11 protein-coding genes are annotated in these 12518 nt (G+C 72.2%); 1 reads left to right on the top strand and 10 read right to left on the bottom strand.

What is annotated here, in order from left to right; genetic code table 11:
- Positions 1–84 precede the first annotated feature (84 nt).
- The 6 genes from BMY04_RS02500 to BMY04_RS02520 are packed head-to-tail and all read right to left on the bottom strand — an operon-like array spanning position 85 to position 6212.
- Entirely contained in the window at positions 85–1077 is a 993-nt protein-coding gene (locus BMY04_RS02500) for a lactonase family protein (protein ID WP_170853956.1), read from the bottom strand.
- 2 nt (positions 1078–1079) lie between these two features.
- Positions 1080–1925 carry an ATP-binding cassette domain-containing protein gene (locus BMY04_RS02505; protein ID WP_091177520.1) on the bottom strand — a complete coding sequence of 282 codons (846 nt, stop codon included), beginning with the start codon at positions 1923–1925 and terminating at the stop codon, positions 1080–1082.
- Positions 1922–3427: a dipeptide/oligopeptide/nickel ABC transporter permease/ATP-binding protein gene (locus BMY04_RS02510; protein ID WP_198409893.1), complete on the bottom strand. Its 1506-nt coding sequence runs from the start codon at positions 3425–3427 to the stop codon at positions 1922–1924. The genes BMY04_RS02505 and BMY04_RS02510 overlap by 4 nt, the downstream gene beginning before the upstream one ends.
- Positions 3406–3741 carry a hypothetical protein gene (locus BMY04_RS23000; RefSeq protein WP_198409894.1) on the bottom strand — a complete coding sequence of 112 codons (336 nt, stop codon included), beginning with the start codon at positions 3739–3741 and terminating at the stop codon, positions 3406–3408. Before BMY04_RS23000 ends, BMY04_RS02510 begins: the two co-directional genes overlap by 22 nt.
- The gene (locus BMY04_RS02515) at positions 3738–4679 is read right to left on the bottom strand and encodes an ABC transporter permease (protein ID WP_091177521.1); all 942 of its coding nucleotides are present in this window, start codon (positions 4677–4679) and stop codon (positions 3738–3740) included. Before BMY04_RS02515 ends, BMY04_RS23000 begins: the two co-directional genes overlap by 4 nt.
- 15 nt (positions 4680–4694) lie before the next feature.
- On the bottom strand, positions 4695–6212 hold the full coding sequence (locus tag BMY04_RS02520; protein ID WP_170853957.1) for an ABC transporter substrate-binding protein: 1518 nt from the start codon (positions 6210–6212) through the stop codon (positions 4695–4697).
- A gap of 342 nt (positions 6213–6554) precedes the next feature.
- Here BMY04_RS02520 and BMY04_RS02525 point away from each other — a divergent pair, with 342 nt between their 5' ends.
- The gene (locus tag BMY04_RS02525) at positions 6555–7550 is read left to right on the top strand and encodes a D-2-hydroxyacid dehydrogenase (RefSeq protein WP_091177523.1); all 996 of its coding nucleotides are present in this window, start codon (positions 6555–6557) and stop codon (positions 7548–7550) included.
- On the opposite strand, the gene BMY04_RS02530 is transcribed toward BMY04_RS02525, so the two are convergent.
- The 4 genes from BMY04_RS02530 to BMY04_RS02545 are packed head-to-tail and all read right to left on the bottom strand — an operon-like array spanning position 7538 to position 12515.
- Complete coding sequence (locus tag BMY04_RS02530) at positions 7538–8965, bottom strand: (Fe-S)-binding protein (RefSeq protein WP_232506051.1); 1428 nt, start codon at positions 8963–8965, stop codon at positions 7538–7540. The two genes, BMY04_RS02525 and BMY04_RS02530, sit on opposite strands and share 13 nt — an antisense overlap.
- Before the next feature lie 25 nt (positions 8966–8990).
- The gene (locus BMY04_RS02535) at positions 8991–10199 is read right to left on the bottom strand and encodes an FAD-binding oxidoreductase (protein WP_091177524.1); all 1209 of its coding nucleotides are present in this window, start codon (positions 10197–10199) and stop codon (positions 8991–8993) included.
- Positions 10200–10227: 28 nt separating this feature from the next.
- Entirely contained in the window at positions 10228–11715 is a 1488-nt protein-coding gene (locus tag BMY04_RS02540) for an FAD-binding oxidoreductase (protein WP_232506052.1), read from the bottom strand.
- A gap of 5 nt (positions 11716–11720) precedes the next feature.
- The gene (locus BMY04_RS02545) at positions 11721–12515 is read right to left on the bottom strand and encodes an IclR family transcriptional regulator (RefSeq protein WP_198409895.1); all 795 of its coding nucleotides are present in this window, start codon (positions 12513–12515) and stop codon (positions 11721–11723) included.
- Between the last annotated feature and the right edge of the window lie 3 nt (positions 12516–12518).

The following is a 12518-nucleotide window of genomic DNA, read 5'->3' on the forward strand; positions in this document are numbered from 1 at the left end:
AGAGGTCGTACAGGACGGGCGGACGGGGCGACGCCGGTGCGCGCCGACGGGCCGCGAGGCAGCCGGCGGGACGGTGGCCCGCTCTCACAGCGCGACGACGCAGGTCGGCGCGGGGACGGAGGTCTCCGCGACGATCGGGTGCGGGTCGCGGAGACCGACCAGCCGCAGCCGGTCGTCGCGGGGGTCGGCGACGGCGAGGTGGTCCCCCACGAGCGTGAAGTCGCGGGGCCAGGTGCCGCCCGACGCGAGCTCGCGCGGGTCGGTCAGCCCCTCGGGCGAGGCGAGCACCGACAGGATCGTCCCGGGCCCACGGTTCGCCACGAGGATGCGCCCCTGGTGGACGCCGATCGCGGACGGCATGACCTCGCCGGCCGTGCTGGACGAGGACCGGACGACCCCGTCCAACGGTGCACCGCCGTCGAGCGGGCCCCAGCGCACCTCGCCGGACAGCTCGCACGCGACGAACAGCGTGCCGTGCACGACGACGGCGTGGCGGGGGCCGGAGCCGGCCGGCACGTTCCAGGCGTGCCGGTGCTCGAGCCGGCCCTCGTCGGAGACGACGAACCGGTGGACGAGGTCGGTGCCCAGGTCGGGGACCACGTAGGCGCCCCCGACGTCCAGGACCTGGTGCGGGTGGGGCGACTCCTGGCGGGGGTGGGGCCCCGACCCGTCGAAGCGGACCTCGTCGGTCTGCTTCAGGTCGCCGCCAGCCACCCGGAAGACGCTGACCGACCCCGAGCCGTACTCGGCGGACAGCAGGTGCCTCCCGTCGCCCGTCACGCACAGGTGCGCCGCACCCGCGGCGACCCGTTCCCGGCGCAGCAGCTCGAGGGCCCCGTGGTCCGACCAGCGGAACGCGGTGAGGTGGGGCTCGTCGTCGAGCTGCGACGCGACGTAGAGGGTGTGCGACGACCGCGACACCGCCAGGTACGAGACGGTTCCTGTGTCGGCGGTCCCGAGCTCCTCGAGGGTGGCGTCCTCGACCCCGCGATCCGGCGCACGTACCGCGAGGACCCTCAGGCCCCCGCGCCCGTCCGGCGTCGGGTCGCCGCCGACGGCCAGCAGTGCTGGTCCCACCGTCAGCCCGCCTTCTCGAGGGGCTGCGACTCGATGAGCGCCCGGCGCGCCCGCCTGCGGACCGCCTGCTTGTCCGGATCGGCGACGGGTGCCGCCAGCAGCAGCCGCCGCGTGTAGTCGTGCGACGGCGAGGAGATGACGTCCCGCACGGGTCCGGTCTCCACCACGTCGCCGCGGTAGAGCACGCTGACGCGGACGCTGATGTGCCGGACGACCGCGAGGTCGTGGGAGATGAAGAGGTACGACACCTGCGTCCGCGTCTGGATCTCGGCGAGGAGGTCCAGGACCTTCGCCTGGGTGGTCAGGTCGAGCGCGGAGACGGGCTCGTCGCAGACGATGAGCTTGGGCGACGGGGCGAGCGCACGGGCGATCGCGACGCGCTGTCGCTGCCCGCCGGAGAACTCCCGGGGCAGCCGCTCGGCGGCGCCGGCGGGAAGGTTCACCTGTTCCAGCAGTCCCCTGACGCGCGCCTGCGCGTCGCGCCTGCTCAGGCCCTGCACGACGAGCGGCTCGGAGAGGATGTCACCGACGCTGAGCGCCGGGTTCAACGACGTGTAGGGGTCCTGGAAGACGACCTGGATGTCCTTGGCCAGGCGCCGTCGCGTCCTGCGCGACGCCGCCGTCACGTCCTCCCCCGCGAAGCGCACGGACCCCGACGACGGCGTGACGAGGCCGAGGACCGTACGGCCGATGGTCGTCTTCCCCGAGCCGGACTCCCCGACCAGACCGAGGGTCTCGCCGACCCCCACGCTCAGGGAGACGCCGTGCAGCACCTCTACCGGCCGGGACCGGAGGCCTTTCCGGCCGAAACGCACCCTGAGGTCCTCGACCTCCAGCAGCGCTGTCACCGTCCGGCTCCGACCGACTTCGCCAGGACGTCCACGTCGAAGTAGTCCTCGTCGAGGATCGAGCCCAGGAGCGAGCGCGTGTAGGCGTGCCGGGGTGCGGCGAAGACCTCGCGGGTCGACCCGGACTCGACCACCTCGCCGTCGCGCATGACCACCAGCCGGTCGCACAGGTCGGCGACGACGCCGAAGTTGTGCGTCACCAGCAGGATCGCCATGTCGAAGTCCTTCTGCAGACCACGCAGCAGGTCGAGGATCTCGGCCTGGACGGTCACGTCGAGCGCCGTCGTCGGCTCGTCGGCGATGAGCAGACGGGGTCGGCAGGCGACGGCGCCCGCGATCAGCACACGCTGCGCCATCCCGCCCGAGATCTGGTGGGGATAGGAGGCGAAGACCCGCGCCGGGTCTGGGATCTCCACCCGCTCCAGCAGCTCGAGCACGGTCCGGCGCTCGTCGCCCCGCGCGGCGCCGAGGGTGCGGCGGACCCGTTCGGTCAGCTGCGAGCCCACGGTGAAGCACGGGTCCAGGTTCGACATCGGCTCCTGGGGGATGTAGGAGACGACGCGACCCCGGAGGGGCCGCAGCTCGGCGTCGCTGAGGCCGATCAGCTCGCGCCCGTCGAGCCGAATCGAGCCTCGGGTGATCCTCGCCTCGGGCGCCAGGACCCCCAGCACGGAGAAGGCGGTCTGGGACTTCCCGGACCCGGACTCCCCCACGAGCCCCACGACCTCGCCAGGGCCGACGGTCAACGACACCCCCTTGACCACCTCGCGCAGGTCGTCCCCGGCCGGGAAGGCGACACCCAGGTCGTGCACCGACAGCAGCGGGCCAGCCGTGCCACCACCTGCGCCGCCGTCCGTGGAGGGCGCCGTCGACGACGCGACCCCGTCGCTCAGCTGCGCACCGACGGCGACGGGCGGGGCGGCCAGCTTCTGCGGCTTGGGCCGCCCGAGCTCGAAGGCGTCGCGCACCGAGTTCCCCAGCAGCACCATGCTCCCGGTCAGGAGGCCGAGCAGGATGCTCGGCCAGACGAACTGGAGGGGGACGAGGTAGAGGTTGCCGAACCCGGAGGCGATCATGAGGCCGAAGCTCGGCACCTCCTTCGAGCCGACGCCGAGGAACGCCAGCCCCGACTGGACGCCGATGGCCGTTCCCATGAGGAAGGCGGTGTTGGTGATGACCGGTCCGCGGATCACGAACAGCACGTGCCGACCGAGGATGCGCAGGTCGCTCAGCCCGGACACCCGGGCGGCGTCGACGTAGAGCTCGTTCTTGACCGCGACGACCAGGTTCCGCACGATCCGGTACGTCCCGGGCGCGAGGAGGACCCCGTAGATCAACATCGTCCAGCGGTAGTCGCCGCGGGTCAGCGGCATCAGGACGATGAGCGTGATCAGCCCGGGGAAGGTCATGACCAGGTTGAAGAGCCACTCGGTGGCGTTGCGGGTGACGTTGCCGAAGTAGCCGCCGACGAGGCCCGCGGTCACCCCGATCGCCAGCGCCACGCTGGCGCCGATGAGCGCGAGATGCCGCTCGTCCTGATGGAGTAGAGCAGGCGGGACACGATGTCGCGGCCGCTCTCGTCGCCGCCCAGCAGCCGGCCCGGCGTCCCGAACGGGGCGTTGATCAGGTTGAGGTCCGCGCCGTTGGGGTCGGCCGGCGCGATGAGCGGGCTCAGCGCTCCCAGCGCGAACACGACGAGCAGCACGGAACCGCTGATGATCGCCTGCGGGTCCCGCAGGAGGCGCGGGAGCACGGACCGCCGCGCGCCGGCCGCCACCTCGTCCGGAGCAGGCAGGTCGCCCAGGATCTCGCTCAATGCAGTCTCGCCTTCGGGTTCAGCCACCCGTTCGCCAAGTCGGCGGCGAGGTTGACGACCGTCACCAGCAGCACGCTGACGAGCGTGACGCCCATGATCACGGGCACGTCGATCTGCAGGGACGCGGAGAACGCGAACGATCCGTACCCCGGCAGGGCGAAGACGTTCTCGATGATCACCGAGTGGCTCAGTAGCGCGAGGAACTCCAGCGACATCACCGTCAGCGCGGGGCTGCCGGCGTTGCGCAGGGCGTGCTTGATGACGATCGAGCGGGGGGACAGCCCGCTCGTCCGCAGCGTGCGGACGTAGTCCTTCCGCAGCTCGACGATCATCGCTCCGCGGATCTGGGCGGTGATGTTGGCCATGCCGCCGACGATCAGCGCGATCGCGGGGAGGGTGATGCTGCGCAACCACGCGGAACGGCTGTCGACCAGGGAGGTGAAGCCCGTCGCCGGGAGGACGTGGAGCGTCACGGCCACCACGAAGACCAGGATGATCGCGATCAGCAGCTCGGGGATCAGGTGGCCGATCAGGGAGATCCCCTGGGCCACGCGGTCCACGACTCCGCCCCTGGAGGCCGACCACACGCCGAGGAGGATGCTCAGCACGACCGAGACGACGAGCGCGGGGACGATCACGGACAGCGTCACCGACATCCGCTGCAGGACGATCGGGCCGACGCCGAGGCTCGTGTAGGCCGAGACCCCGAGGTCGCCACGGATGACGTGGCCGAGCCACTCGCCGTACTGCAGCAGCAGCGGCCTGTCGTACCCCCGCGCGTGCATGGTCTCCGCGATCTTCTCCGGCGTCGCGTCCGGCCCGAGGATCGTCGCGATCATGTCCTCGAACGACCTGCTGAGCAGGAGGAACGTGATGAGCGTGACGAGGACGGTCAGGGCGAGGCCGGCGAGCACCCGTCGCAAGGAGTAGAGGACCACCGCAGGAGCTCCCGACTACTTCGCGGCCACGCCGAACTGACGCACGGACGAGGTGGTGCCCGCCTTGTCGACGAACTGCACGCCTTGGGAGGTCGCCCACAGGTTGATCGGGTTGTACAGCGGGACCTCGAGCGCCTCCTTCACGGAGTACTCGTTGATCTTGGCGAGCGTGGGCTTCGCCGCCTCCGGGTCGACCGTCGAGTTGAGGGTGTCCATCAGCTTGGTGAGCTCCGGGGTGGTGAACTTCTCCGGGTTGTTGGTGCCTGCGCCGAGGAAGTTGATGGCGGTGTAGGCGTCCGACGCGAAGGCCGAGTCCTTCAGGCTGAGCGGGAACTTGCCCGAGGAGAGCACGGTCGTGGCCTGGGAGTCCGGGATCGCGACCCACTGGACCTTGATGCCCACCGCACCCAGCTGCTGGGACAACGTCGGCTCGAGCTTGGTGCTGACGTTGGTGCTGGGGATCTGCACGGAGAAGCCGTCGGGGTAGCCCGCCTCGGCCAGGAGCGCCTTGGCCTTGGCCGGGTCGTACGGGTAGGTGTCGTCGAGCGCGTCGTCGTGCACGGTGCCGCCCGTGCTGAACACCTGCTCCGTCGGCTTGGCGAAGCCCAGGAGGAGCTTGTCGGCGATGCCCTTGCGGTCGATCGCGTAGTTGAGCGCCTGCCGGACGCGCACGTCTTTGAACTGCGGGATGATCTTGCCGCCCTTGTCGATGATCAGCATCGTCCGGATGGCCGTCGCCGCGGTCGGGGTGATCACCGCCCCGGACGTCGCCTTCGCGGCGGCCTCCTGCTCGGGGGTGATCGCCACCGCGTTCACCTCACCGGCCTTGAAGGCGTTCAGCGAGGCGGTGGGGTCGTTCATCAGGCGCACGGTGACCGTCTTGAAGGGGAACGAGGCGACGTCCCAGTAGTCGTCGCGCCGGCTGAGGACGTAGCTCGATCCCGGCACGGTCTTGGCCTTGTCCAGCGTGTACGGCCCCGAGCCCAGCGGGTCGGTCGCGATGTTCGGGTTCTTGAGCGCGGACGCCTCGGTGAAGGTGCCGAGCTCGCGTCCCAGGAGCGGCAGGAACTTGGGGTCGAAGTACTTGAAGTTGAGCACCACGGTCTTGTCGTCGGGCGCGTCGACGGACTTGAGCGCGGTGATCTGGGTCTGGATGTAGCCGGGCGTCTCGATGTTGCGGTTCATCGTGGCCGCCACGTCGGAGGCCTTCACCGGGTTCCCGTCGCTGAACTTCAGACCGTCGCGGAGGGTGACCGTGAGGTGCAGCCCGTCCTTCGAGTACTTCCAGCCGGTCGCGGCCCACGGCTTGACCACGCCGTCGACGGGGTCGCGGTAGGCGAGGCTCTCGTAGACCGAGTTCCACAGGATGCCGGCGGCCGCCGGCTCGACCTGCGACGGGTCGAACGAGGTCGGGGCCTGCTGGATCGCGAGGACGAGCGCGTCGCCGCCGCTCGTGCTCCCCGACGAGCCGGACCCGGCGTCGGAGGACGAGCAGGCCGCGAGGGACGTCGCGGCGAGGGCGATGGCGCCCACCGCCGCCGCGAGGCTCCGCCTCCTGGGCAGAACGCGTGGACGTGACATCTCAAACTCCCTCGTTTGCCGGCCCGTACTGCTTTTGGACACTAACTGTTAGGCTCTGTATTCCGCAAGACGAAGCGTGAAATCCATATTGTGGAATCACGCTCGAACCGCTGAGCCCGAGTGCACGTGACGGCCGACAACGGCTTCCGCGTCACGAGAGGAGACGACCACGCAGCATCGCTGTGCTGGGCGAGGCTCGTACGCCCGGGCTCCTGCGGCAGCAGACCGTCTCGAGCCGGCGGCTCCGACGACGCCCGGCGGCGAGGGCGGCACCGACCCGACAGGGAGCAGACGATGACCAGGACCCCGCTGCGCAGCGTTCTCGCGACGGTCGACTACCCGGACGACGCCATGGCCGAGCTCATCCGCATCTTCGCCCCGGCACCGGTGGCGCTGGTCGCCCGTGACGACGACGACGGCATCGCGGCTGCGCTGCAGCACGCGGACGCGGCGGTACTGGCGAAGGACCTCGACCCACGCTTCCTGGCTGCGCCGAGGCTGAGGTGGGTGCACTGCGACCAGTCCGGGCTCGACAGGAGCGCGGCCCCCGAGCTGTTCGAGCGGACCGACCTGGTCGTGACCAGCTCGGCGGGGCGCAACGCCCCCGCGCTGGCGCAGCACGTCTTCTACTTCGCGCTCGCGCTCGCCTACGAGGCGCCGCGGCTGCTCGAGGCGCAGCAGGCGCACCGCTGGACCGGGTTCGCCGACTACCGGGACCCGTGGGCGCTCTGGGGCAAGACGATGGGGATCGTCGGTCTGGGCGAGACGGGCAAGGACGTCGCGCAGATGGCCCGCGCCTTCGGGATGCGCACCCTCGCCTACGGGAGGTCGGGCGCGGACGCGGGCGCCCACGTCGACACGTTCCTCAGTGCGGCGGAGGCCGGCTCGCTGTCCGAGCTCCTGACCCAGAGCGACTTCGTCGTGCTGACGATCCGCCTGAGCGACGAGACCCACCATCTCATCGGGCCGGACGAGCTCGCGCTGATGAAGCCCACGGCGCACCTCATCAACGTCGCGCGGGGCAGCGTCGTCGACGAGGCGGCCCTCGTGGACGCGCTCGTGGCCGGGACGATCAGGGGCGCCGGCCTCGACGTGTTCGAGCAGGAGCCGCTGCCCGCCGACGCGGCCGTCTGGGACGCGCCGAACGTGCTGATCACGCCGCACACGACGCTGCGCATGCGGGACATGATCGACCGCACCCTGGCGATCATCAGGGACAACCACGAGCGCTACCGCGACGGCCGACCGCTGGTGAACGTGCTCACCAGGTCGGACGTCTACAGCCGCTGAGGGCCTCCTCGGGCCAACGCCTGCGCGGCGACCGGGTCGACCCCGCGCAGCGACGCGTCGATGAGCTCGACGGGGTGGAACAGCGGGACGCCAGCGTCGAGGTAGCGGCGGATCTGCAGCAGGCACCCGGCGTTGGAGGTCGCGACGGCGTCCGGCCGGGTGCTCTCGATGTGGGCGACCTTGCGGCGGCCGAGCTCCTCCGCCGGCTCGGGCTGCACCAGGTTGTAGATACCCGCGGATCCGCAGCAGATGTCGGCCTCGGGGATGTCGACGACCGTCATCGACGGGATCGTGCCCAGCGCCGTACGGGGCTCGGCGACGATCCCCTGGGCGTGCCGCAGGTGGCAGGCGTCGTGGTAGGCCACCGTCGCGTCGATCGGGTGCCGGACGGCGACCGGTCCCAGCTGGACCAGGAGCTCGGAGATGTCGCGGACCTTGGCCGCGAAGGCGGCTGCCCGGTCGGCGTACGCCGGGTCGTCGCGCAGCAGCTCGGCGTACTCCTTCATCGAGGAGCCGCAGCCGGCGACCGTGACGACGACCGTCTCCACCTCCGCCTCCGTGAACACGTCGATGAGCCGGCGGGCCCGGTCGCGGGCCTCCTCGTCCCGCCCGGCGTGGCTGGACAGCGCCCCGCAGCACTGCTGCCGGGGCGGGGCGACCACGTCGCAGCCCTCGGCGGCCAGCACCCGGGTCGCCGCAGCGTTGACGTCGCCGAAGAAGACCCGCTGGACGCAGCCGGACAGCAGCCCGACGCGGTGCCGGGTGGTACCGACCGCCGGGGTGAACGACGGCTGGCGGGCGACGACGCTGCGCAGCGGGATCTGCGGCAGCAGGGCCTCCATGGCGCGGAGGCGGGCCGGCAGCCGCCCGATCAGGCCGGACGCCGCGAGCAGCCTCCGCACCCCCAGCTTCTGGTAGAGCGTGCCGAAGAACGCGGCCGGTCGCAGCCGGCTCGGGTAGGGGAACAGCCCGAAGACCAGGGCCCGGAAGGCCCGGTCGGCGGGCGTCCGCTCCCAGTGGCGCTCGATCTGCGGGCGGACGGCCTCGATGAGGTGGTCGTACTGCACCCCCGACGGGCAGGCGGTGACGCAGGCCATGCACCCGAGGCAGGCGTCGAAGTTCCCCACGAACTCCTCGTCCATGCCGACTTCGCCGGCCGAGCCCATCTTCATCAGGTAGATGCGCCCGCGCGGGGAGTTGGTCTCGTTGCCCTCCAGCAGGTAGGTGGGGCAGGTCGGCAGGCAGAAGCCGCAGTGCACGCAGTCGTCGATCAGGTCCCCGCTGGGTGCGCGGAGGCTGTCGAAGATGCTCGCCGTCGGCTCGGCCACGTGCATGCCGGCGGTCACGGCACCGCTGCCGTCACCTCCCGCCGTGGTTCCACGGGGGAGGTCGTCCAAGCCGGGCGTCTGCGTCACGAGGGGCTCCTGAGGAGGGGACGGATCAGTACCAGGGCCGGAAGCGGCCGGGGGCGCAGCGACCGTCGGGGTCGAAGGCCTCCTTCACGCGGCGCAGGAGCTCGAGGCTCGACGGCGGCGGTCCGAGGCTGTCGACGAGTGCGTCGACGGCCGCCGGCCGGCGCTGCAGCAGGACGCTGGCCCGCTGCCCGGTCGCCGCCGCGCGCAGCGCTCCCACCGCCTCGACGTGGTCCTGCGGGGCGCCGCCGCGGAACGAGACGGTGTGCAGGCCCAGGGCGACGCTCGAGCTGACCTGGGCGTCGAGCCCGAGGGCGTCGGCCGTGGCGTCGACCGCGCTGGCGAGCCCCGGCAGCCCGGTGGGCAGGCCCGAGACGCGGACGACCGTGTCGCCGTCGGAACCCCGCACCGCCCGCCGCTGCTCCTGCCACGCGACGTCGGCCGCGTCGGTGTCCAGCCGCTCCGCGACGACACCGAGCCCTCCGAGCAGCTGGCGGGACGCCTCGGCGGCGGCGTCCACGTACCCGGGCGACCCGTCCACGCGGAGCAGCAGGCGGCTCGTACCGGGGCCCGGGACCAGCTCGAGCGCGGCGGGCTCGAGGACGCTGGCCATGACCGCCGACGCCACGCGGCTGGCGATGGCCGGGTCGACGTCGGCGGCCACCGTGGTCGTGGCCGCCGGCAGCGGGTGCAGCCGCAGCACGACCTCGGTGACCAGGGCCAGCGAGCCCAGCGAGCCGTAGACCAGCTTCGCCAGGTCGTAGCCGGCCACGTTCTTGATCACGTGACCCCCGGAACGCGCGGTCGTGCCGTCGGCGAGCACCAGCACGACGCCGATGACGAGGTCGCGCAGGCCGCCGTACCGGAACCGCGACGGCCCCGAGTCCCCGCTGGCGAGAAGGCCGCCGAGCGTGGCTCCCTCGGCGGCGCTGGGCGGGTCGAGCGCCAGCCACTGCCCGCTCGACCGCAGGTGGGACTGCAGCTCGGTCAGCGGCGTGCCCGCGCGCACGGAGGCCGTCATGTCGGCCGGGTTGTGGGTGAGCAGCCCCCGCAGGTCGCGGGTGTCGACGACCAGGTCGGGGTCCGCGACCCGGCCGGCCCAGTCGAGCTTGGTGCCGGCCCCGCGGAACTCGAGCGTCCCGCGGGTTCCCGACAGCAGCTGCGCCGCCTCGGTCGTCGTCGACGGCCGCTCCAGGCGGCCGGGCGACGAGGCGGTCTCCTGCCGCAGCTCGCTCACCGCGGGCTCCTCGTACGCGTCATGAGACTCAGCCCCGGTCGATCAGGCCGGCGGCCTCGAGCGGGTGCGGCCGGTACCGGCCGGGACGCTCGCCGCAGAGCCGCGGAGTGGGGAAGATCTTGCCGGGGTTGCAGACGCCGGCCGGGTCGAAGGCCGCGCGCAGCCGCAGCATCACGGCGAGGTCGTCGTCGCCGAACATCGCCGGCATCGAGCACGCCTTGTCCGTCCCCACGCCGTGCTCCCCGGTGATGGAGCCGCCCATCTCGACGCAGAGCTCGGCGATGGCGGTGGAGAGGTGCTCGCCCCGCTCGGACTCCCCCGGAACCGCCGCGTCGTAGAGCACCAGCGGGTGCAGGTTGCCATCGCCGGCGTGGAAGACGTTGGCCACCCGCAGGTCGGCCTCCTCGGCCATCTGCCGGATTCGGTCGAGCACCTCGCTCAGGCGCGTGCGCGGGATGACCCCGTCCTGGACGTAGTAGTCCGGGCTGATCCGGCCCATCGCGGCGAAGGCGGCCTTGCGGCCCTTCCAGATGAGCGTCCGTTCGGCGGGGCTGCCCGGGACCCGGATGTGGGTCGTCCCGGCGTCGCGGCAGATCTGCTCGACCCGCGCGAAGTCCTCGGCGCACGACGCCTCCGGCCCGTCCAGCTCGACGACCAAGGCCGCCGCCGTGCCGAGCGAGTAGCCCGCGTGGACCGCCGCCTCGCAGGCCTCGATGGCGAGCGCGTCCAGCATCTCGACGGCGGCCGGGATGATGCCGGCCGCGATGATTCGGCTGACGGCCTCGGCGGCGGTGTCGGCGCTGGGGAAGTCGGCCACCAGCGTGCGCACCGCTTCCGGCGTGCGTAGCAGCCGGACCGTGATCGACGTCGCGATCGCGAGGGTGCCCTCGGAGCCGATGACCGCCCCCCGGAGGTCGGGTCCCACCTGCTCGACGCCGTTCCCGCCGACGGTCACGACGGACCCGTCCGGCAGCACGAGCGTCATCGCGTGCACGTGGTTGGTCGTGAACCCGTACTTGAGGCAGTGCGCGCCGCCCGAGTTCTCGGCGATGTTGCCGCCGATCGTGCAGACGGTCTGGCTGGAGGGGTCGGGGGCGAAGTAGAGGTTCCGGGCGGCCACGGCCTTGCTGATGTCGGCGTTGGTCACGCCCGGCTCGACGGTCATGCGCTGGTTCTCGAGGTCGATCTCGAGCACGCGGCGCATTCGCGCCAGGCTGATCACCGCGCCTCCCGCGACCGGGAGCGCGCCCCCCGACAGCCCCGTCCCCGCGCCGCGGGCGACGAACGGCACCCCGGCCTCGGCGCAGGCGGCCACGACGAGAGCGACCTCCTCGGTCGACTCCGGGAGCACCACCAGCGCGGGCACGACCCGGTAGCCGGTGATCCCGTCGCACTCGTACGTGCGGAGCCGGGTCAGGTCGGTGATCACCCGGCCAGACCCCAGCGCGGTACGCAGCCGAGCGGCGAGCGCCTCGGTGGCCGCCGGCCCGCCCAGCACCTCCCTCGTTGCGGTCACCGCGGTCACCCCACGACTCCCCGGGTGAGCACCGAGGAGAGCCGCTCGACCGCGCGCCGCAGCTCCGGCACCGCGCGCTCGCCGAACGCGGCGTCGACGCGTCCTCCGGGGCCCGACACGGAGATGGCGGTGGGCAACGGGGTGCCCGGGACCGCCATCGCGTAGCAGCGCACCCCGATCTCCTGCTCCTCGTCGTCGACCGCGTAGCCCACCGCACGGATCCGCTCGAGGTCGTCCTCCAGGGCGGCCATCGTCGCGATGCTGCGCGGGGTCGCGGGCGGCAGGCCGCGCCGGTCGACGATCGCGCGGACCCGCTCGTGCGGGAGACCGGCGAGGATCGCCTTGCCCACCCCGGTGTCGTGCACGTGCACCCGCCGTCCGACCACGGTGAACATGCGCACGGTGTGCGGGGAGGGCACCTGGGCCACGTAGACGACCATGTCGGAGTCGAGCACCGCCATGTTCGCGGTCTCGCCGAGCACGTCGACGAGTCGCGCCAGCTCGGGGCGGGCGAGCAGGCCCAGCCGCTCGTGCGCCACCTCGCCCAGACGGATGAGCCCGGGGCCGAGCATGTAGCGACGGTTGGAGCTCTGGATCACGTAGCCGGTGCCGCTCAGCGTCCGCAGCATGCGGTGGATCGTCGGCAGCGGCAGCGAGGTCTGGGACGCGAGGTCGCTCAGGCTGGCCTCGCCCCCGGCCGCCGCGATGCGCTCGAGGATCTCGAACGCCCGCTCCACGGACTGCACCCCTGACGCGCGCGTCACGGGCTGCTCGTCGCTGCTGGTTGCGTCGCTGGTCACGAC

The organism is Microlunatus flavus, assembly GCF_900110855.1.
Classification (GTDB): domain Bacteria; phylum Actinomycetota; class Actinomycetes; order Propionibacteriales; family Propionibacteriaceae; genus Microlunatus; species Microlunatus flavus.